This is a genomic window from Georgenia satyanarayanai (genome assembly GCF_009193135.1).
GTDB lineage: Bacteria > Actinomycetota > Actinomycetes > Actinomycetales > Actinomycetaceae > Oceanitalea > Oceanitalea satyanarayanai.
In genome coordinates this window covers 125,544-146,487 of record NZ_VUKC01000008.1, presented here as the reverse complement: position 1 = coordinate 146,487, position 20,944 = coordinate 125,544, and the positions used below count along the sequence as shown (strand labels likewise).

The 20,944-nt window shown below is 74.4% G+C and carries 19 protein-coding genes; 7 read left to right on the top strand and 12 right to left on the bottom strand.

Features of this window, described 5'->3' with window-relative positions:
* Positions 1-208: 208 nt before the first annotated feature.
* Positions 209-2,383, top strand: coding sequence for an HNH endonuclease signature motif containing protein (locus tag GD632_RS10710; RefSeq protein ID WP_152191927.1), 2,175 nt, complete (start codon positions 209-211; stop codon positions 2,381-2,383).
* Positions 2,384-2,577: 194 nt separating this feature from the next.
* Here the strand turns inward: GD632_RS10710 and GD632_RS10705 are convergent, their stop codons facing one another.
* The 6 genes from GD632_RS10705 to GD632_RS10680 all read right to left on the bottom strand — a co-directional run bounded on the left by GD632_RS10705 (position 2,578) and on the right by GD632_RS10680 (position 8,138).
* On the bottom strand, positions 2,578-3,645 hold the full coding sequence (locus tag GD632_RS10705) for an LLM class flavin-dependent oxidoreductase (protein ID WP_152191925.1): 1,068 nt from the start codon (positions 3,643-3,645) through the stop codon (positions 2,578-2,580).
* 27 nt (positions 3,646-3,672) lie between these two features.
* Positions 3,673-4,281 carry a M15 family metallopeptidase gene (locus GD632_RS10700; protein ID WP_152191923.1) on the bottom strand — a complete coding sequence of 203 codons (609 nt, stop codon included), beginning with the start codon at positions 4,279-4,281 and terminating at the stop codon, positions 3,673-3,675.
* Positions 4,282-4,336: 55 nt separating this feature from the next.
* Positions 4,337-5,278, bottom strand: coding sequence for a phosphoglycerate dehydrogenase (locus GD632_RS10695; RefSeq protein WP_152191921.1), 942 nt, complete (start codon positions 5,276-5,278; stop codon positions 4,337-4,339).
* Positions 5,279-5,348: 70 nt separating this feature from the next.
* Complete coding sequence (locus GD632_RS10690) at positions 5,349-6,035, bottom strand: hypothetical protein (protein ID WP_152191919.1); 687 nt, start codon at positions 6,033-6,035, stop codon at positions 5,349-5,351.
* A gap of 132 nt (positions 6,036-6,167) precedes the next feature.
* Positions 6,168-6,860, bottom strand: a complete 693-nt coding sequence (locus tag GD632_RS10685; RefSeq protein WP_152191917.1) for a dienelactone hydrolase family protein — start codon at positions 6,858-6,860, stop codon at positions 6,168-6,170.
* Between the two features lie 78 nt (positions 6,861-6,938).
* Complete coding sequence (locus GD632_RS10680) at positions 6,939-8,138, bottom strand: MFS transporter (RefSeq protein ID WP_152191915.1); 1,200 nt, start codon at positions 8,136-8,138, stop codon at positions 6,939-6,941.
* Between the two features lie 369 nt (positions 8,139-8,507).
* On the opposite strand from GD632_RS10680, the gene GD632_RS10675 reads away from it, so the two are divergent.
* The 5 genes from GD632_RS10675 to GD632_RS10655 all read left to right on the top strand — a co-directional run bounded on the left by GD632_RS10675 (position 8,508) and on the right by GD632_RS10655 (position 14,334).
* Positions 8,508-8,990: a pyridoxamine 5'-phosphate oxidase family protein gene (locus GD632_RS10675; RefSeq protein WP_152191913.1), complete on the top strand. Its 483-nt coding sequence runs from the start codon at positions 8,508-8,510 to the stop codon at positions 8,988-8,990.
* A gap of 153 nt (positions 8,991-9,143) precedes the next feature.
* Positions 9,144-10,613: an MDR family MFS transporter gene (locus GD632_RS10670; RefSeq protein ID WP_152191910.1), complete on the top strand. Its 1,470-nt coding sequence runs from the start codon at positions 9,144-9,146 to the stop codon at positions 10,611-10,613.
* A gap of 36 nt (positions 10,614-10,649) precedes the next feature.
* Positions 10,650-11,423, top strand: coding sequence for a hypothetical protein (locus GD632_RS10665; RefSeq protein WP_152191908.1), 774 nt, complete (start codon positions 10,650-10,652; stop codon positions 11,421-11,423).
* 200 nt (positions 11,424-11,623) lie between these two features.
* Complete coding sequence (locus GD632_RS10660; RefSeq protein WP_152191906.1) at positions 11,624-12,025, top strand: four-helix bundle copper-binding protein; 402 nt, start codon at positions 11,624-11,626, stop codon at positions 12,023-12,025.
* A 98-nt stretch (positions 12,026-12,123) separates the two neighbouring features.
* Positions 12,124-14,334: a SpoIIE family protein phosphatase gene (locus GD632_RS10655; protein WP_152191904.1), complete on the top strand. Its 2,211-nt coding sequence runs from the start codon at positions 12,124-12,126 to the stop codon at positions 14,332-14,334.
* 9 nt (positions 14,335-14,343) lie between these two features.
* On the opposite strand, the gene GD632_RS10650 is transcribed toward GD632_RS10655, so the two are convergent.
* The 5 genes from GD632_RS10650 to GD632_RS10630 all read right to left on the bottom strand — a co-directional run bounded on the left by GD632_RS10650 (position 14,344) and on the right by GD632_RS10630 (position 19,178).
* Positions 14,344-15,066, bottom strand: coding sequence for a DUF4386 family protein (locus GD632_RS10650; protein WP_152191901.1), 723 nt, complete (start codon positions 15,064-15,066; stop codon positions 14,344-14,346).
* Positions 15,063-16,514, bottom strand: a complete 1,452-nt coding sequence (locus GD632_RS10645) for a DUF4389 domain-containing protein (RefSeq protein ID WP_152191899.1) — start codon at positions 16,512-16,514, stop codon at positions 15,063-15,065. The genes GD632_RS10650 and GD632_RS10645 overlap by 4 nt, the downstream gene beginning before the upstream one ends.
* A 79-nt stretch (positions 16,515-16,593) precedes the next feature.
* Positions 16,594-17,658, bottom strand: coding sequence for an alpha/beta hydrolase (locus tag GD632_RS10640; protein WP_152191897.1), 1,065 nt, complete (start codon positions 17,656-17,658; stop codon positions 16,594-16,596).
* Between the two features lie 178 nt (positions 17,659-17,836).
* A complete protein-coding gene (locus tag GD632_RS10635; protein WP_152191895.1) occupies positions 17,837-18,484 on the bottom strand; it encodes a hypothetical protein in 648 nt (215 codons plus the stop codon).
* Positions 18,485-18,785: 301 nt separating this feature from the next.
* Positions 18,786-19,178 (bottom strand): hypothetical protein, encoded by a 393-nt coding sequence (locus GD632_RS10630; protein WP_152191893.1) that lies wholly within the window; start codon positions 19,176-19,178, stop codon positions 18,786-18,788.
* Between the two features lie 289 nt (positions 19,179-19,467).
* Here GD632_RS10630 and GD632_RS10625 point away from each other — a divergent pair, with 289 nt between their 5' ends.
* On the top strand, positions 19,468-19,893 hold the full coding sequence (locus tag GD632_RS10625) for a hypothetical protein (RefSeq protein ID WP_226924804.1): 426 nt from the start codon (positions 19,468-19,470) through the stop codon (positions 19,891-19,893).
* An 18-nt stretch (positions 19,894-19,911) separates the two neighbouring features.
* Here GD632_RS10625 and GD632_RS10620 read toward each other — a convergent pair whose 3' ends face one another.
* Positions 19,912-20,925: a magnesium and cobalt transport protein CorA gene (locus GD632_RS10620; protein WP_193311441.1), complete on the bottom strand. Its 1,014-nt coding sequence runs from the start codon at positions 20,923-20,925 to the stop codon at positions 19,912-19,914.
* Between the last annotated feature and the right edge of the window lie 19 nt (positions 20,926-20,944).

The window sequence follows — 20,944 nt, the reverse complement described above, 5'->3', positions numbered from 1 at the left end:
GCCACCCCCGGCCCACCCGCCGTCGCCGGCCACCCCCGCCCCACCGGCCGTCGCCGGCCACCCCCGCCCCACCCGCCGTCGGCGGCCACCCCCGGCCCACCCGCCGTCGGTCCCACCGTCCCCGCCCGGGGACGGGCGCCGTCGAATGTCAGTGGTCGGTGAGAGGGTTCGAGTAGTGAGGTTCTCGCCGTGACGGGGAGGTGACGAGATGAACCTCGAGGGAGACGGGACCGAGCCGGAACGGCGGCCCGAGGCGATCGCCCCCGCGCCGGCCGAGCACCTCGAGGAGATGCTGCCCGGCGACTGGAGGCGCGCGCCCGAGCCCCCCACCACCCCTCTCCCTGTTCCGTCCGGGTCCGACGAGCTCTTCGGTCCCACGGGATCGGTCTCCTGGCCCGCCGACCGCCTCGCCGAGCTGCTTCCCGTGGACGGTGCACTCGGCGACTACCTCGCTCCCCTGCCACCCGGTCCTCGACTGGGCATCCTGCTCGCCGCGATCGACCCCGCGGAGGTGGACGACTACTCGCTCGTGGAGGTCGCCGCGGCGCACAAGCGGATGGAGTCGTACGCCGCGGCGCAGGCCGCGAGGGTGGCGGCCGTCCTGGCGGAGCGGCCGGCCCTCAACCCCGAGTGGCCGGGCACGCTGCGGGGCCGCACGCGCGGTGAGTGCCTCGCCGGTCACGAGCTCGCGATGCGACTGAAGATCAGCAAGGTCGCCGGTACCCGGATGGCGGCCAGCGGCCGGGCGTTCGGCAACCTGCTCGAGGCCACGGGCGAGGCGCTGGAGCAGGGCCTCATCGACTACCCGCGCGCGCAGGCCATCTTCACCACGCTCGACGGCCTGCCGCCGGAGGTCGCCCTCGCCGCCCAGTGGGAGGTCATCGAGACGGCGCCCGGCCGCACCCTCCGGCAGCTGCGGGAGGACCTCGAGAAGGCGGTCATCTCCGTCGACCCGCAGGAAGCGGATGCCCGCCACCGGGCCGCCCGTCAGAAGCGCACGGTCTACCACCCGCGGGCGCTGCCGGACGGCATGGCGAGTCTGACCGCCGTCCTGCCCGCCGCCGACGCCATCGCCGTCGATCTCACGCTCGACAGCGCGGCCCGCGCCGCCAAGCACGCGGGGGACGGCCGCACCATCGACCAGCTGCGCGCCGACGCCCTCTCGCTCATGGCGTACGGCGCCCTCAGCAGCGGGTACATCGGGGTGCTGCCCGAGCAGCAGCTCGCGTCGCCGGCTGCCGCCGGGGCCGCCGACCGCCCCGGCGGCTCCGCGGGGCCCGTGGATGCGCCGGCAGCGGCGCCACCAGTCCGCACCACGCCAGGTGCCCAAGGGCTGCGGGTGCCCGAACCCGCGCGCGGTTCGCAGGGGCCACCTGTGCCCGATGGCGAACCGGCGCCGTGGTCCGAGGGGCCGGGTCTGCCCGCCGACGAGCCGGCTTCCTCCGACCAGTCACCTGTGCCCGGAACCGGCCCGGAGGAGGCGCAGCCGGCACCCGGCCGGCGGCGAGGTGGGCGACGGAAGGGCGATGAGATCCCGTACGGAGCAGCACCCCCGGTCCCCGGGCAGCGTCTGCCCAGTGGCCGGCTCCCCGCGGTGCGCATCGGCACCGTCGGCGGGCTGCCCGTCGAGGTCCGCCTCAACGTCCCGCTCGCCGTGGCACTGCCCGATCTCGACGCTCCGGCGCGCAACGCGCTCGAGCGGGACCCGGAGCCCGTCGCCGAGCTCGAGGGCTACGGCCCCATCGCCCCCGAGGTGGCCCGAGGCCTCGCCGCCGGCGGTCAGTGGCGGCGCATCGTGAGCGACCCGGTGACCGGGCGGGTGCTCGACGTCGGCCGCACCCGGTACCAGCCGCCCGCCGCGATGGCCGACCTCGTCCGCGAGCGTGACAAGACCTGCATCGAACCGGGCTGCTCGACCCCCGCCCGCCACTGCCAGCTCGACCACATCCACGAGTGGCAGGACGGCGGGGAGACCTCGGTGTGGAACCTCGGGCCCGAGTGCACTCGGGCCCACGCCGTCAAGAGCCAGGGCGGCTTCACCGTCGCGCGGGCCTCGGACGGCACCTACGCCTGGACCACCATGACCGGCCACGGCTACCTGCGGCGCACCGACGGCACCGTCATCGCGATGCCGCGCGAGACGGCGGCGGGGCTGCGCCGCATCGGCAAGGACACGCGCCGCACCGGCAGGACCGTTCCGGCCGAGGTCGTTGACGCCGTGCTCGCCGAGGTCGCCGCTGGGAGCGCCGTGACAGGCGGATGGACGCCACCGCCGCTGCCTCAGCGCCCGCTCCCCTCGTGGGACGAGAGGGACGCCGGCCAGGGACAGGGCGACAGCGAGCCCGGTCCGGCGTGGGGCGCGGACGAGGAGCCCCCGTTCTGACCCGGGTATGCACGGTGACTGGGTCAGATGAGGGTCACCCGAGGTGGGCGACCGCAGGCCGGACCCACGCGACGACCCGCCCGTGCGAGAGGCAGCCGCAGGCCGCGCCCACGACGGGCCGGCTCAGGCGACGGTCAGCCGGCCCAGGCAGCCGCCCGGGCGGACACGCACAGCGCGCCCGGCGGCGCCACACCTCAGCCCGCGAGCAGCTCCCGCACCCGCGGGATCACCTCGGTGCCATACAGCCGGATCGCCTCCAGGCTGTGGCGGTGCGGCATGGGGCCGTTGCTGTACTTGAGGTCGAAGCGGCTCAGCCCGAGCTGCCGCACCGTCGTCGCGATCTTCTGGGCCACCGTCTCCGGCGAGCCGGCGAACACCGCCCCGTTCTCCACCTCCATGTCGAACTGCATGCGCGTGGTCGGGCCCCAGCCCCGCTCGGCACCGATGCGGTCCCGGTTCGCCTTGAAGTGCGGGAACATCAGCTCGCGCGCCTCCTCGTCGGTCGCGGCGACGAAGCCCGGCGCGTGCACGCCGACCGGCAGCTCGGGCTGGCCGAGCTCGGCCAGCGCCCGGCGGTAGAGGTCGGCGAAGGGGGTGAAGCGCGACGGTTCCCCGCCGATGATCGCGAGCATCATCGGGAATCCGTACCGCGCCGCACGGACCACCGACTCGGGCGACCCGCCGACCCCGATCCACGTCCGCAGCGTCCCGGCGTCGGTCTTGGGGTAGACGTGCGCCTCGCGCAGCGGGCCGCGCACGGTGCCCTCCCAGGTCACCGGCCCCTCGCTGCGCAGTGCGGCGAAGAGGTCGAGCTTCTCGGCGAAGAGCCGCTCGTAGTCCGAGAGGTTCAGCCCGAACAGCGGGAAGGACTCGGTGAAGGAACCACGCCCCAGGGTGACCTCGGCGCGACCGTCGGAGACGCCGTCGAGGGTCGCCATCTTCTCGTAGACGCGGACCGGGTCGTCGGAGCTGAGGACCGTCACGGCGGTGCCGAGGAGGATCCGGCTGGTCCGCGACGCGATCGCGGCGAGGACGATCTCAGGCGCGGAGACGGCGAAGTCGTCACGGTGGTGCTCGCCGAGGCCGATGGCGTCCACGCCCACCTCGTCGGCGAGGACGCCCTGCTCCACCACCTCGCGCAGCACCTGGCCGAAGGTCCGCGGACGGCCCTCCTCGTCCACGGTCATGTCACCGAAGGTGTCCAGCCCCAGCTGGACCTCGTGCGGGGGCAGGACGGGCTGGAGGTCGGATGAGGCGCTCATGCCGCCACGGTAGGCGATGGCCTGGCGCTACGCGGACCGCACCCGGTCGGGGTAGTACGCCCAGTGCCAGGTTTCCCGCGGGGTGTCCTCGACGAAGCCGTACTTCTCCCCGTTGGCTCGCATCCAGGTGAGGGCCTCGCTGTCGAGGCGGAGGTCCACCGCCCGGCCCCAGCCGTGGTTGCTCGTGCCCGGGACGGCGGCGAGCCCGCCCTCGTTGTACAGGCCCAGGCGGTCGACGAGCTCGACCTGCCGGTCGTAGGTGCGATAGGAGTCGTTGATGCCGATGTCGACGCCGTCCGCCTCGGCGTGCGCCAGCAGCTTCTCGAGGTTGGCCGCTGCGGGTGCCCACATGCTGTGGCCGGTGGCCCCGATGGGCGCGAGCGCCTGCGCCGGGATCCTGCCGTTGTCGTACATGGCGAGGTCGGTGGGCACGCCCTTGGCGTTGAGCTCACCGACCGGTGCGGCGGCCGCCGGGGCGGCGGGGGCGGTGACCGGCGCGAACTCCCCGGCTGCCTGGGTGAAGAGCCGGTCGAACGTGCCGGCCGTGTCCACGGTCGCCGGCGGCGGTGTCGACAGCGCCGTCAGCTGTGCCTGGATCCCCGCGATCCGCTGGGTGATCGAGAGCACCCCGTCCATACCCGTCTCCCCTCGTCTTCCGGTCTATCGGCAGGCCGGGCCCGAGGTTGAGGCACTACCGCTCGACGACGTTGCGCAGCTCCCGCCCCTCGACCAGCGCGCGCACGTTGTGGGCGACGAGCTCGTCGGCGCCCACCGGCCTGCCGCCCGCCGCGTGCGGCGTGATGACGACGTTCGGGGCGTCCCACAGCGGCGAGTCCTGCGGCAGCGGCTCGACGGCGGTGACGTCGAGCGCCGCGCCGGCGATCGTCCCGTCGGAGAGGGCGCCGATGAGGGCCTCCTCGTCGATGGTCGAGCCCCGGCCGACGTTGACGACGTAGGCGTGTGCCGGCAGCGCGGCGAGCCGACCGGCGTCGAGCGCCTTCTCCGTCGCCGGCGTGGACGGGAGGATCATGACGAGCACGTCCGTCCGTGCCAGCTCCGTCTCGACGTCCTCCTCCGCGACGACCTCGAAACCGGACCGCTCCCCCGCGCTCCGCGCCACTCCGGACACCGTCGCGCCGAGCGACTGGAGCACCGGCGCCAGGGTCTGCCCGATGTTGCCGAAGCCCCACACGAGCACCCGGGAGCCGATGAGCGTGGTCACTGCCCCGTCCGGGCGCAGCGGCTGGACGCCACCGATCCGGTCGTCCCACCGGTGCGCGGCCTGCGCCTCCCCCGCCTCCGGCAGGCGCCGCAGCAGCGCGAGGACCAGCGCGAGCGCGTGCTCGGTGACCGTCCGGTCGTGCAGCCCGGCTCCCGAGGTGATGACGACGTCGTCGGGGAACCCGGCCGCGAGGACCGAGTCCGGGCCCGCGGCCAGGGACTGCACCCAGCGCAGGTTCGGCATCTCCCCCGCCACCTCCGCCAGGTGCGTGCCGGAACCGCCCCACACGACCAGCGCCTCCGCGTCGCGGTGCTCGGGCGGCACGGGGCGTGACGCGTCGTAGACCACCGCGCTGACGCCGTCGGGAAGACGCGGGTCCAGCGGCAGCGAGTCGGGCAGGAGGATCTTCACGGCAGGGCTCCGTCGGTCGGCAGCGGGGGTTCGCGTCCATGATGGACGACGGCGGAACGCGGCGCCCGGCTCACCAGTCGGGCGGCACGAGCCTCTCCTCGTCCTCGTCGTACGGCCAGCTGCCCTGCCCGCCCGTCGGAAGTGCGGTGTGCACCCACCGCGCGGCGTCGCGGCGGGCGTCCTCCCACGTCACCTCCGCGCCCCGGTGGAACAGCCGCTCCACGCGCAGCTCGACCAGCTCGGGGAGCATGCCGCGGCGCTGCACCTCCCGCGTCACCCGGGACAGCAGGTCCTCGCCCGCGACCTCGGCCGCCAGCGCCAGCGCGTAGCAGACCCGGACGAGGTCCCCGCACTCCAGCCCGGGAACACCCGTGAGCGCCGGCGGGTGGATGACCGGCCGCGGCGGCGGCTCCTCGAGCGTCACGCGCTGCCAGTCGTAGTCCGGCTCCCCGAGGTGCTCCCGCAGCAGGCGCAGGACACGGTCGGCCGGAGCCGCCCGCTCGGCCACCGGCAGCAGCCGCCGCGCCTTCACCAGGGTGGGGGCGCGCGAGCGGCCGAGCCGCTCGGCGACGTCGTCGAGGTCGCTCACCCCCTCCCGGGCGGCGGCGAGGATCTCCTCGTAGTCGGCGTCCGTCCACGGCTGCCCCGCGTTCGGGGGCTGCTCGCCCGGCGGGCGGCGCGGCCAGCCCGGCGTCGGTGACCCGAGGGCCGGGTCACGCTCCCACGGCTCCTCCCCGGGCATCGGTGTCTCGGCCATGAGCGTCTCCCGTCCTCGGTCCCGGCCCGCGGCTGCGCGGCCACGCCGAGCATCGCGCGAGGGCCAGGACGGGCGGGCGCCTCCTCCACAGGTCGCCGAGGACCGGGCCCGCCGGGCCCGGCTGTGGAGCAGTCAGACCGGCAGGCGACGGGCCAGGAACTCGCGCGTCAGCGCCCACGCGTCGGCGCTCGCCCGCTCGTGGTGGAACAGCGGGTGGGGGTTGTCAAAGGCGTGGCCCGCGCCGTCGTGCAGGTGGAACTCCACCTCGGGCCCGGCGACAGCCGCGCGGACCTCCTCGACGGTCTCCATCGGGATGTAGGCGTCGGCGGTGCCGAAGTGGTGCAGGCTCGGCGCGCTCACGCCGCCCGCGAGCGGGAGCAGCTGCGGCAGCGCGGAGCCGTAGTACGACACGAGCACGTCGACGTCCGTCACCGCCGCCACGTTGAACGCCACTCCCCCACCGAAGCAGAAGCCGAGCACGCCCACACCGCCGGCCACCTCCGGCCGCGAGCGCAGCGCCGCCACGGAGGCGACGGCGTCGGCCACCGTCCGGTCCCAGTCGAGCTGCGCCGCCAGCGCCATCCCCTGCGCGAGGAACTCCTCGCTCGCCTCGTCCACGCTGCCCTCCGCGCGCCAGTACAGCTCGGGGGCGAGGACGACGTAGCCGAGCGCGGCGAGGTCCGCACCGCGGGCGCGGATGTACTCCGAGACCCCGAAGATCTCCTGCAGCAGCACGAGCCCGGGGCCGGTCCCCGACGGCGGCAGCCACAGCCGGGCGGGCATGTCGCCGTCCGGGACGCGCACGGTGGTGGTCGCTGCGGTCATGCCGGTCACTCCCTCGGTCGACACCGCGGCCTGCGCCGGCCGCGCGGTGGCGTCACCCTACCGGGGCCCGGCCTGGCCCTACGCGACGGTCGGGACCGGCTCGGCCCGCGCCGTCGTCGTCGCCCGTCGCTGACGCACCTCGAGGAGCGCGGAGGCGCCGAGCAGGACCAGCCCGACGACGGCGAGCGCCGCACCCACGAGGTTGGGGGCGCGCAGCCCGGCGCCGGCGGCGATGACGACGCCGCCCAGCCACGCGCCGATCGTGTTGGCGATGTTGAAGGCGGACTGCACGCCGGCGGACACCATGGTCGGCGCACCCCCGGCCTGCTCGACGATCCGCATCTGGATCGCCGGGCCGAGCGCGAGGCTGCCGAAGCCGAGGAGGACGAGCAGGACGACGGCGGCCGCCGGGCCGTCGAGGAACACCGCGAGGGCGAGGAGCACGACGATGACGAGGACGAGCCCGCCGGCGAGGGTGGCGAGGGTGCTGCGGTCGGACATGCGCCCGCCGAGGTAGGAGCCGGCCGTCATGCCGACGCCCACGAGGACGAGCACCCAGGGCACCGAGGACTCCGCGAGCCCGGACACGTCGGTGAGCATCGGGGTCACGTAGCTGTAGCTGGCGAACAGGCCGCCCAGCCCGAAGACGACGACGGCGAGGGTGAGCAGCACCTGCGGGCGGGCGAAGGCGGCGAGCTCGGCGCGCAGCGAGCCGGCGGCGGTCGTGTCCCGCTCCCCGCGGGGGGCGAGGACGGCGACGGCGACCGTCGCCACGACCCCGACGAGCGCGATCGCCGCGAAGGTCCAGCGCCACCCGAGCTGCTGGGCGATGAAGGTGCCCGCCGGGACACCGACGACGTTGGCGACCGTCAGGCCGAGCACGACCGTGGCCATCGCCCGGCCGCGGCGGCCCGGGGCGACGAGCGAGGCGGCGACGAGCACCGCGACCCCGAAGAACGCGCCGTGCGGCAGCCCGGTGAGGAAGCGCGTGGCGAGCAGCGCCTCGTGCGAGGGGGCGAGCGCGGACAGGAGGTTGCCCAGGGTGAACAGGACGAGCAGGCCGACGAGGGTCCAGCGGCGGGCCAGGCGCACGGTCAGGGCGGTGAGCAGCGGCGCACCGACGACGACGCCGATCGCGTAGGAGGACACGTACTGCCCGGCCGTCGGGACATCCACTCCCAGGTCCTCGCCGACGATCGGCAGCATCCCCATGATGACGAACTCGGTCGTGCCGATCCCGAAGGTGCCGAGCGCGAGGGCGAGGATGGCGATGGGCACGGGTGGACTCCTCGGTGGCGCCGGAGAGCCGCCCAGAGGGACGGGGCGGGCCGCGGCGGAGCGCCGGCGGCCGGCGGCGTGACGGCTCGCTGCCCAGCCTACGAGCGTGGGCGCCGGCCCTCGCTCCCGGGCCCGGCCTGCGGGATGAGCGATGCGTCACCTCTTCCGCTGCGCTCGGCCCGTCGGCCTGCCCGCCGAGGCGGTGGCACAGATGCGGCAGCTGCCCCACTGGCCGGGGCCGACCACCGGCTGGACCCGGACGCCGTCGCCGCGGCGGTGCGCGAGCACCTCCGGTCGCGGGCGTAGGCACGGCGTGTTTCGGTGAGACCGTCCGGCCGCAGCGGCCGGTTGTCGCCTGAGGAGGGCACGATGACTGACGAGGGAATCACCAAGGTCGCGAAGCTGGTCAAGGACGCGCGCATCGCCATGCTCACGACGGTCGACGCCGACGGACGGCTGGTGAGCCGGCCGATGAGCCTGCAGGAGGTCGAGTTCGACGGCGACCTGTGGTTCTTCGCCGACGACCGCTCCGACACCGTCTCCGAGGTGGCCGCCAACCCGGCGGTCAACGTCTCCTTCAGCTCCGGCGACTCCTGGGTGTCGGTCACCGGGAACGCGTCCGTGGTCCGCGACCGCGCGAAGTCCGAGGAGCTGTGGAACGCCTTCGTCGACGCGTGGTTCCCCGACGGCCCCGACACCCCGGGCGTCGTGCTCCTCAAGATCGACACGCACGCCGCGCAGTACTGGGACACCCCGGGCGGCAAGGTCGTCCAGCTCTACAGCATGGTGAAGTCCAAGGTCGCCGGTGAGCGCTACGACGGCGGGGACACCGGCACCGTCCAGCTCGACTAGCAGCCGACCGGGCGGGTGGGGCGGGGCACGGAATAACGCTGCGTCCCACGCGCTTGGTGGACGTAGACTCGGCCGCCGGTGCGCGAGGTTGCCCCCGCGGCAACCGAGCGCCGTGGGACCGCGTGTGTCACGACAACGTCCCAGGAGCTGCCCATGAGCGTCGACGAGCGCACCACCCCCGCCACCACCGAGGTGGAGGAGACGATCCCCGGGCAGGTCAAGCTCGTCATCGGGATCCTGCTCGTCGCCTCCTTCGTCATGATCCTCAACGAGACGGTCATGGGCGTGGCGATCCCGCGGCTCATGGAGGAGTTCGCCGTCACCGCGGCGACGGCGCAGTGGCTGACGACGGCGTTCATGCTCACCATGGCCGTCGTCATCCCGACGACCGGCCTCATCCTCACCCGCTTCTCCACCCGCTCGGTGTTCCTCGCCGCCATGGGCACCTTCACGGCGGGCACCGCGCTGGCCGCCGTCGCCCCCGTGTTCCCGGTGCTCGTCGCGGCGCGCGTCGTCCAGGCCAGCGGCACCGCGGTGATGCTCCCGCTGCTCATCACGACCGTGCTCACCTTCGTGCCAGTCTCCCGCCGCGGCCGGACGATGGGACTCATCTCCATCGTCATCGCCGTCGCGCCGGCCGTGGGGCCGACCTTCTCCGGCTTCGTCCTCGCCAACCTCGGGTGGCGCTGGATGTTCCTCACGTTGCTGCCGATCGCGGCGGTCGCGCTCGTCGTCGGCGGCTCCCTCGTCAAGAACATCACGACGCCGCGGGCCGTCCCCGTCGACGTCGTGTCCATCGTGCTGTCCGCCGTCGCCTTCGGCGGGCTCATCTACGGGCTGAGCAGCATCGGGGAGGCCACCGAGGGGCACGCGGCCGTGTCCCCCGCCCTCCCCCTCACCATCGGTGTGCTGTCCCTGGCGGTGTTCACCTGGCGCCAGCTCGGCCTGCAGCGTCAGGACGCCGCCCTGCTCGACCTGCGGCCCTTCCGCTCCCGGACCTTCACCGTCAGCCTCCTCATGATGCTCATCTCGATGGGGGCGCTGTTCGGCACGCTCATCCTGCTGCCGATCTTCCTCCAGAACGTCATGGGTCTGACGACCCTGCAGACCGGCCTCGTCCTCCTGCCGGGCGGGCTCACCATGGGCCTCATCGCCCCTCTCGTGGGGCGGCTCTTCGACCGCGTCGGGCCGCGACCGCTCGTCATCCCGGGCTCCGTCGTCGTCGCGACGGCGCTCAGCCTCATGACCCTGCTGTCCGCCGCCAGCGCGGCCTGGCACGTCGTCGTGATCCACGTCCTGCTCAGCGTGGGTCTGGGCTTCCTCATGACCCCGCTCATGACGTCGGCGCTCGGCTCGGTGCAGCCGGCGCTGTACTCGCACGGCAGCGCCATCCTCAACACCCTGCAGCAGCTCGCCGGGGGCGCCGGCACGGCCCTGTTCATCACCGTGATGACCACGCGGACGTCCTCCCGGGTGGCGGAGGGCCTCGGCGCCGTCGAGGCGCAGGCCGGCGGCGTCCACGACGCGTTCCTGTGCGGGGCGGCACTCGCCGTCGTCGCCGTCGCGTTCTCCTTCCTCGTGAGGAGGCCGACGACGGCGGTCCCCGCGACGACGGGTCACTGACCGCGCCACCCGGTCCTCGCTGGGACACTGGCGGGCATGCCGAAGAAGAAGCGCCGCCCCCGCAAGCCCGCCGGGCGACGCCCGGAGCACCGCGGGCGTCCGGCGGAGGTCGCCGCGGGGGCCGACGTCTCGGGCCCCGACCCTGACGGCGGCCGCCTCCCGCCCTTCCTCGACCGGGTGCCCGACGAGGAGACGATGCAGGCCGTCCTCGCCGGCACCGACGAGCACGCCCTCCTCGTCGACGCGCCGCTCATGCGCCACGCCGACACCCTCCTGCGCGCGGTCGGGGCGGGGCACCCGTACGGTCAGGCCGGCGAGCAGCCGGGGGCGACCCGCGACCTGGCCGCCGCGACGGGGTGGGACGCGGGTCGCGTCGACGCGCTCGTCGCCGGCCTCGTGGGCGGCGGGTTCCTCGAGCTCCGCGGCGGGCAGCTGGTCCCTTCGGCCGGGGTCGCACCGTGGGCGTGGCCGGACGAGGCACCCGAGAAGCGGGTCGTCGCCGGTCGGATCCTCTACGCGACGACGCTGGGCGCGTTCTTCGACGGCACCGGCGGGGCGCCGGCCGCGCAGGCACCACCACTGACCGCGATGGCGCTCATGTCCGCCGTCGCCCCCGACGGGGTCGACGTTCCCGAGGTCGCCGAGGAGGCCGACACCGTCGCCCGGCTGCGCAGCGCCGTCCGCGCCGACCTGCTCGCCCTCGAGGACATCGGGATCGTCACCCGTGACGACGACACCTTCCTCGCCTCACCCGTGCTCATCACGGTGCTCCCCGCCGTCATCGGGGACATGGAAGCCCGGCTGGAGTGAGCGCCCCGAGCCTCACGGGGTGATCGTCACCTCCGCCGGCTCGGCGTCGACGGCGTCCACGGTCACGGTCGCACTGCCCTCGGGTGCGGCTGTGGAGCACGACCGTAGCGCGGGCGTGCGGCCCTCGGGGGAGGTTTGTAGCGTCGAGGAGCGGGCGCGCGACCGTCGCGCTTCCCGGTCACCCGACGCAGGAGGACACGATGAGGACCGCCGAGATGATCGCCAGCTCACCCGCCCGGACGGGCGTCGACGCCGCGCTCCTGGCGCGCACCATCGACGCGCTCGTCGCCTGCGCGCAGACGTGCACCGCCTGCGCGGACGCCTGCCTGAGCGAGGAGTCGGTCGCCGAGATGCGCGCCTGCATCCGCACCGACCTCGACTGCGCCGACGTCTGCGGCACCACCGCCCGCGTGCTGTCCCGGCAGACCGCCTACGACGCCGACGTCACCCGCGCCCTCCTGCGGGTCTGCGTCCAGGTCTGCCGGACGTGCGGCGACGAGTGCGCCGCGCACGCCGACCACCACGAGCACTGCCGCATCTGCGCCGAGGCGTGCCGCGCCTGCGAGCAGGCGTGCTCGGAGCTGCTCGCCGCGATCGGCTGAGCCCGCGCGGGGGTCGCCCGGCCTCCCGAGACGGAGGCGTCGGGGCGTGTCGGTGTCACCTGGCAGACTGAGGCCTCACCTCGTGAGGAGAGACCTGCATGGCTGATGACCTGACGCTGGCGCCCGACGTGCCGGTCGACCTCGACAACTGCGCCCGGGAGCCGATCCACGTGCCCGGCTCGGTGCAGCCCCGCGGGGTCCTCCTCGTCCTCCACGACGGCGTCGTCGTCCAGGCGTCGGCGTCGACCGCCGAGCTGCTCGGGCGGGACGTCGACGACGTCCTGGGCAGCACCCTCGTCGACGTCGTCGGCACCGCGGCGGCGGACGCGGTCACGCGCCACACCCAGCTGCCCGGCGACGTCCGTGACCGCAACCCCCTCCTCGTGCGCCTCCCCGACGGCCGCGAGTGGGACGCCATCGTCCACCACCCGCCCGGCGCGGAGCAGCTGCTCGGGCTGGAGCTCGAGCCCGCCGACGGTCCGCGCCCGCTCTCCTACGCCAACACCTTCCAGCTCGTGCGCGGCAGCCTGAGCGAGCTCAACCGGGCCCGGTCCCTCGACGAGCTCTACGACGTCACCGCTCGTGAGGTCCGCACCCTCACCGGCTTCGACCGGGTCATGGTGTACCGCTTCGACGCCAGCTTCAACGGTGAGGTCGTCGCCGAGGCGAAGCGGCCGGACCTCAACGCCTTCCACGGCCTGCACTACCCGGCGACCGACATCCCCGCCCAGGCCCGCGCCCTGTACGAGCTCAACTGGATCCGGCTCATCTCGGACATCGGCTACACCCCGAGCCCCCTCGTCCCGCCCCTCAACCCGGTGACGGCCGCCCCGCTGGACCTCACCTACGCGACGCTGCGCTCGGTGTCTCCCATCCACATCGAGTACCTCCAGAACATGGGCGTCACGGCGTCGATGTCGATCTCGCTCCTCAAGGACGGCAAGCTGTGGGGGCTCATCGCCTGCCACCACTACTCCGGGCAGCACGCCCCGCCCTACGGGATCCGGGCCGCCGCCGAGTTCCTCGGCTCCGTCCTGTCCCTGCGGCTCGTCGCACAGGTCGAGGAGGACCGGATCAGCGCCGTGCGGCGCGTCGCCCACGACCTCGCCGGGCTGGTCGCGGCCAGCCGTGACGAGGACCTGCCGCTCACCGAGGCCCTCGCCCAGCACCCGGCGCTGCTGCCGATCATGGAGGCCGACGGCGCGATCGTGCGTGCCCAGGGCCGCACCGCCTGCGTCGGGCAGACGCCTCCGGCGCCCGAGGCGGTCCTCGCCTGGGCCGCGGCGAGCGGCCGCGAGGTCACGTCCACCGACTCCCTCAGCGCCGACGTCGGCGCAGGCGTCGCCGCGGGCGCGCTCGCCGTCAACCTCGCCGACGGGGACGCCGTCATCTGGCTGCGCCGGGAGGTGGCGACCTCCGTCGACTGGGGCGGCGACCCCCACAACAAGGCGATCGCCCGCCGCGAGGGCGACTCCGTGCGCCTGTCCCCCCGCAAGTCCTTCGAGCGGTGGCGCGAGATCGTGCGCGGCTCGAGCCCGCCGTGGACCGACGACCAGCTCGACACGGCCACCGTGCTGCGCCGCCACGCCGTCGAGGCCCTCTACCTGCGCGGGCTGGCCGACAGCCGGGCGGCCGAGGTGCTCCACCGGTCCTCGCTGCCCACGGCGCTCCCTCGCGCCGCCGGCTGGGAGATCCTCGCCCGCTACGCCCCCGGCGACGGCGGGCGCGTGGGCGGGGACTGGTACGACGCGCTGTGCCTGCCGGACGGCCGGCTTGCGGTCGCCGTCGGGGACGTCGCCGGGCACGGCATGCCCGCCGCCTCGACGATGGGCCAGATGCGCAACGCGCTGCGGGCGCTGCTCGTGCGGGACAGCTCGGCGGCCGCCGCCACGACGGGCCTGGACGAGCTTGCGAAGCAGACGATGGCCGGGGAGATGGCCACCCTCCTGCTCGCGGTCATCGACACGGTGAGCGGGCGCATGGAGTACGTCCGCGCCGGCCACCTGCCCCCGCTGTTCGTCGACCCCGACGGCGGTGCCCGCTGGAACGTCGACCCGGGAGCGCTGCCGATCGGCTACGGGCGCGGGGAGCCCGTCACGCAGGTCGCGCACATCCCGCGCGGCGGCGGCGTCGTCCTCTACACCGACGGCCTCGTCGAGCGGCGCGGCCAGCCCCTCCCCGACGGGCTCGAGCGGCTGCGTCTGGCGTTCAGCGGGCCGGTCGCGACGGACCTCGACGCTCTCATCACCGCCGTGCGCGACCCGCGGTCCGACGACGACGCGACCGCCGTCGTCCTGCGCCGCGCGTGAGGCCGCGGGTCACCCGGTGCCCGTTGATGGCTGGCCGCCTCGCTCAGCGGTGAGGCTCCGCAGGCGCCGCGCCACGAGGACGGCGAAGACCGCCCACGGGCCCAGCGACGCCAGGGCCAGGACGAGCCCGACCGTGCCGGCGTTCGACGGCACGACCATAAGCGCCGCCGCCACCAGCCCCCACACCGCGGTGGCCCGGCTGAACACGGTGCTGCGGTACATGAGGACCGCCAGGACGAGGAGCGTCACGAGGTTGCAGAGGTAGTAGATGTCGAACGCGGTGCCCATCCAGGTGGCGAGCATGCCCTCACCGGTGGCCAGCAGCGCGACCCGCTCCGCGTCACCGGCACCCGCGTACGCCTGCGCGAGGGTGAGCATCTCGACCGGGCGGGGCGAGGCCATGTACGCCGCCATCCCGAGCACCCCGAAGGCGAGCGCGAGAACGACGGCGGACCGGCTCACCCGCCACAGCAGCACCCCGAGGGCCAGGTAGAGCAGGTAGGCGAGGACGTTGCTCACGATGTAGAGCAGGTCGAGCGCGAGCAGCCCGCGCAGGGGGTTGTCGAGGAGCACGGCGAAGAGCTCCGCCGCCGTGTCCGGTGGTGGCCACACGAGGTAGACGGCGATCTGGACGACGATGAGCACGACGCTCGCGACCGCGGCCCAGGAGCCCGTCCGGATCAGCCCCGACCACTGCCGGACGTCGACCTGTCGGCTCTCGAGGGTGGTCATGGCTGCCCGACCTCCCGGCGCGCCCGTGAGGCCGCCCGGACGGCGAGCACGATGGCCACCACGCCCAGACCGAGGAGGACGACCCCCACCGGCAGGATCACCGCGACCGCGGTGCCGAGCCAGGGCAGCCTCACCCCGGCGTCCAGGGCCGCGTGCACACCCGCCTCGCCGTCGGCCGCCATGACGACGGCGACGAACCGGCCCGGCTCGGGGTCGAGGACGAGCTCCAGCGGCCCGGTGCCGCTGGTCGAGGCGACCCAGATGTCGGCGTCCGCGGGCGGGACGGCCGGGGCGTCACCCGGCACGTCGTCGAGGACGGTGTCGCTCCGTACCGTGCGGGCGACGCCGCCGAGGTAGGCGGCGGCGTCCCGTGCTGTGGCGACGCCGAGGAAGATGTCGCCGTCGTCACCCACGGCGCGCAGGCGCACGTCTCCCAGTCCCTGGTCGAGCCACGCGCCCTCGAGGACGAGCTCGTGGGTGACGGCGGCGTAACCGGCGGTGTCGATCTCCCACGTGGGTGTCGTGACGTACCCGTCGTCGCGCAGCGAGGACTGCCACATGACGAGCGGGATCCCGGCGACGATCCCCGTGAGCCCGAGCAGCACGGCGACCGCTCCGGCGACCACGCCGAGGACACGGCCCGCGGTCCACGACGACGTCGGCGGCGCAGGCGCGGCGGACGGTACCGGTGAGGCGGCGGCCGGTTGGGTGGGGGCGGCCGGCCCCAGGGCGGGCGGCGCGGCGGGCGGCGGGGCCCCGGTGACCACGGTCAGCTCCTCGGCACCGCCCTGGTCGAGCCGGAACGGCGGGTAGGCGTCGGTCATCAGCCCGGCGTAGGCGGCGACCCGCAGCACCCAGCGGTTGAGGCCGAGCAGCAGGTCGTAGAGGCCGCGCGGGTACATGCCGGTGACGAGCAGGGCCACGCCGACGATGAGCGTGAGCAGGGCGATGAGCCCGCCCTCCCACACCCACTGCAGGCCGTCGACCCGCCGGGCAGCCTCCGCGCCGACGCCGACGAAGAACACGAGGACGAGGTAGTGCGGCAGCACGAGCAGCCACCACTTGACCAGGACGAGGCCGCGGGAGAGGTGGTCGGGGTAGTCGACGTCGAGGTGGGCCGGGTAGCCGGGGTCCTCCGCGAGGGTGAACGGCGGGTACCGGTCGGTGCCGAGCGCGCCGTAGGAGTAGTAGGCCACCCGCCAGCTCCAGCGCAGCACACCGACGTTGAAGTCGAAGATCGCGCGCGGGTAGCGGCCGGTGGCGAGGATGGAGACGAGCGCGACGACGCTGAGGACCACGAACGCCGCCCACAGGAGGGCCAGCACGACGACGTGCGGGACGACCAGGACCCACTTGACGAGCCAGAGCCAGCGGGACGGCTGGTCGGGTGCCGGCCGGGCGTCGACGTGGACGGGGTAGGACAGGTGGGACGCGGCGACGGTCGCCATCTCGATCACCTTCTCCGGGTCCCTCCAGCCTCCGCCCGGCGCCGGGGGCGGGCAAGGGACCATCGACCCGGGGCGGCGGTCAGTCGACGTGCTCGTCGAGGAAGCCGCGCACGGTCCGCGCCCACGCGGCGGGGTCGGTCCGCAGGCCCCCGGTGTGCCCCGCCCCGGGGACCGTCCACACGGTGACGTTCCCCGGGGAGGCTCCCTCGATGTCCGCGGCGGCGTGCTGCTCGTCGACCGCCCTCCCGGCGACCACGAGGAGGACCGGTCGCGGGGCCGCCGCAGCAGCGGCGCTGCGCAGGGTGGGCGGCGGGTGCGCCGGGCTGAGGACGTCGGCCACCGCCGTCGTCGCGTGGTGCACGGCCTCCGTCACCGCGCCCCGCCAGCCGTAGACCGACGAGAGCCAGTGGAGGTCGGCCGCCTGCCGGCCGGTGACCCCCTCGGCGACGACGGCGCGGATCCGCTCGTCCGCCCCCGCTGCCCCGACCGCCTCCTCCCCTCCCATCGACAGGCCGACGACGGCGATCCGGCCGGCGTCGACGTCGTCGCGCCCCGCGAGGTAGTCGACCGCGGCGGCGACGTCGGTCTCCCCTGTCCAGCCCCAGTCCATCGCGCGGCCGGTGCTGTGGCCGTGCCCGCGCGGGTCCAGCGCGAGGACGCCGTAGCCGCCCCAGTGCAGCACGGCGAGGTGGTCGACGACGGCGTCACGGGAGGAACCGGCCCCGGGCAGCAGGACGACGGCCGCGCCGCCCGACGCCGGTGCGAACCACCCGGCGAGCAGCTCACCGTCGGGCGTCGGGACGGTGACTTCCTCGACCTCGACCGGCGGGGTGGAGTCCACGGGGTCACGAGCGGGGACCGCGGCGGCCAGCGGTGTCGCCAGGACGTACACGGCCAGCGCGGTGACCACGAGCACCGCGGGCGCCGTCGCCAGGCGCCACCACCCCGGGGTGGCGCGGACCAGGCCGGCACCGCCGAGAAGGAGGAGCACGATGCCCAGCACGAGCGCCGCCCCGCCGGCCACGTCGCCCGGCGCCACCCCCTCGGTCGCGAGGTGCGGGAGCCCGATCCCCACGCCGACCGCGGTGAGCACGGTCCCGAGGACCAGCAGGGAGTCCCGGAGCAGGCCGCGACGGCGCGCCACGGGGACCACCGCGCTCGCGGCCGGGTGCACGGCCGGCGGGACCGGTGTCCCCTGGTCGGGTCCCGCCCGCCACCTCAGGCCCTCGCCCATCGTCACCACGTCCCCGTCCCGTCCAGGAGCCGCCGTCCGTCCGCCCCACGGGCGCCGGTGGCTCCATCGTCCAACCGGGGGACCGGCCCTAGACAGGGGCGAACGTCCCGTGGTGCCAGGCATCCTCGACCGCCCCGAGCAACCGGACGAGCACCCAGCCGGCCGCCACGGACAGGACGAGGAAGCCGCTGAGCTGCCCGACGACCTCGGCCCGGGTCAGCTCGATCCCGGCCGCCAGCTGGCTGACGGTCTGGGCGACGATCATCGGCGCGAGGAACGTGCCCAGCACGAGCAGGGGGACGGCGGCGACGTAGCCGCTGGACCGCTCACGCAGGACGAGGACGCCGACGACAAGGACGGCAGGGGGGACGACGGCGAGGGCGAGGGCCACCGCGACGGCCGTCGTGTGTGTCTCGAGGCGCGCAGGCAGCTGCCCCGCCAGCTGGGCCCCCGCCATCGGCCCCAGCCAGATGACGCCGGTCGCGACACCCGTGACCACGAGGAGGGCGCCGACCTCACGGCGGGGCAGGGCACGCCCGGGGAGGGCCCGGACCGGCGTGGACCACACCGAACGCAGCGCGAGCGCCGCACCCCACAGGCTCACCCCGAACAGCGCCGTGTAGACGAGGAACAGCGAGCCGAAAGCCGTCCGGACCGCCATCGTGGCGTAGACGTAGAGGAACCACCCGAAGGCGCCCGGGAGGAGCAGCGCCGCCCGGAACGAGCCCCGGCCCACCCACCACAGGCCGCCGCACAGCAGGGGACGCCGACGACGAGTGTGACGACGTCGGTGCCCACGTTGGCCGCGCCGGAGTAGAGCGTCTCGTAGCGGTAGACGCCCTGTCCGAAGAGCGTCGCCTCGCCGCCCCGGACCGTCTCGACGACGACGGGGTCCGGGCCGTGCAGGACTCCCAGCGCCGCCGCGACGACGGACAGCGCGACGACGGCGAGACCGAGGCCGGCGAGCGCCAGCGAGAGCGACGCGGCGTCCTCCTCCACGACAGCCGCGCGCGTGCTCGAGACCATGACCGCCCGTCTCAACCGCTCATCACCTGGTGGTCCACCCACTGCTCGAGGGCGGGGACCCGCAGCAGCACGAGGACACCGAGGCAGCCCGCGCCGAGGATCAGCGCGGTGAACCACGGGATGGTCTCCCCGGCGCGGCTCGCCGCGAACCAGAAGGCGAGCACCGCGACCACACCCAGCACCGCCGACGCGACCGCCACCGTCTCCCACCACGCGTCCCGGCGGAAGAGGCCGACCGTGGCGACGACCAGGCCCGCCATGGTCAGCAGCGCGAGGATCCGCGTGGCCGCCCACAGCAGCCCGTCGGTGGACACCCCCTTGCTCGCGAAGGCCGGCGTGATCCACAGGAATGTCGTGGCGAACAGGAAGAGCGCCACTCCCCGGACGTTGCGGATGGTGAACATGTCGACCAGCCCCTGGTTCCGTACGCCCGCTCAAGCGATGAAGCCACTGTGCTCCGCGGCGCCCGCCGCTGTCATGGGACCAACGGCCCGGCGGGTCACCGGCCGGGGTAGCCGCCGTCTCGGGGACCAAGGGCTCTGGTCCCGACCGCACGGTCGCGGGACCGTGGAGGTGTCACCCCGGAGGGTCCGTCGTGGTCCTCGCACCCGGTACCGGACTGCCGGCCTGTCCTGCCGGAGCAGGTGCGCCACGGTGGCCCGCCCCGGTGCGGTCCCGGCCAAGGAGGTCACCATGAGATCGACCGCTCTCCGTGTCACCCTCGCCGCCGTCATGGCCCTGACCGGCGTCGTCGCCGTGTGGGGCGGGCTCATGCTCATCCAGGGCGCCTGGGAGATGGACCCTGCCTGGCTGCAGCACACGCCCTTCGACAGCTGGACCCTCCCCGGACTGGCCACCCTCCTGTTTCCCGGCGTCGGCGTCCTGCTTGCGAGCGTCTGGGTCGTGGGACGGCTGCCCCATCACCGCGCCCTGGCCATCGCCGCCGGGGTCGGGCTGATGGTGTGGGTCGGGGTCGAGCTCGTGTGGATGCAGGTGCTGCACCCCGTCATGCACCCGCTCATCTTCACCGTCGGCCTGCTCGTGGCCGTCCTCGGTCGGCTCCTGCCTCGACCGACGGAAGCGCAGCAGCGGACCGGGAGGCGAACCGCCGCGGTCTGAGCCCCGGGTCCTGCGTGGTCAGAGCCAGCCCTTGCGGGTGAAGAGCACGTAGAGCCCGAGCGCGGACACGGCCATGAGGAGGAGGGCGAAGGGGTACCCCCAGGCCCAGTGCAGCTCCGGCATCCGGGCGAAGTTCATGCCGTAGATCGAGCTGATGACGGCCGGCACCAGCCCGATGGCCGCCCACGCGGAGATGCGCTTCACCTGGTCGTTCTGCGCGACCGACGTCTCGGTCAGGCGTTTGGTCTCCTCCCCCAGCCGCTGGCCGACCAGGGTGGCGTTGACCGAGAGGATGTTGCCGAGGAGCTGCCTGAACGCCTCTGCCCGCTCGGCCACCCGATGGGCGTCGTCGTGGACGTGCCGCCACCGCCGGACGAGCTCCTCGGCCATGTCGTCGTCCTCGAAGACCTGCTCCAGCGTGTCGAGCAGGTCGATGAGTGGCGTGGTGGCCCGCTGGAACTCGATCACCTCGCGGGACAGGGCATAGATGCGGCGCGAGACGTCCGGGTCCCCGGCGAAGACGCCGTCCTCGATCTCGTCGACGTCGTTCTGCAGGCCGGAGACGACCGGTGCGTACGCCGCGATGACATGGTCGACCATCACGTGGAGCACCGCGCCGGGACCGAGTCGCAGCACGTCCGCCGTCCCCTCCAGCTCACGCACCACCCCGGCGTCCCACCCGTCGGTGTGGTGCAGCGCCACGACGAAGTCGCTGCCGGTGAGGATGCAGATCTCACCGAACTCCACCCGCTCCTCCGCCTCGACGTACCGGCCCGGGAGCAGCACCGTGAGCCGGACGTCCCCGTAACGCTCCGTCTTGGGCCGCTGGTGCTGTCTGATCGCGTCCTCGACGGCGACCACATGGATGCCGAACTCCTCGGCCACCGCCCGGACCTCCTCCGCATCGGGCCGGTGGAGCTCGACCCACGCCATCCCCGCGACGGCTCGCGCGCGGTCGTGGATGCCGGAGAGTCCACGCGACTGCGCCCGCGCTCGGCCATCGCCATAGACAGCGGCGTGCGCGATGGTCACCCGCCGATCGTGCCACGCG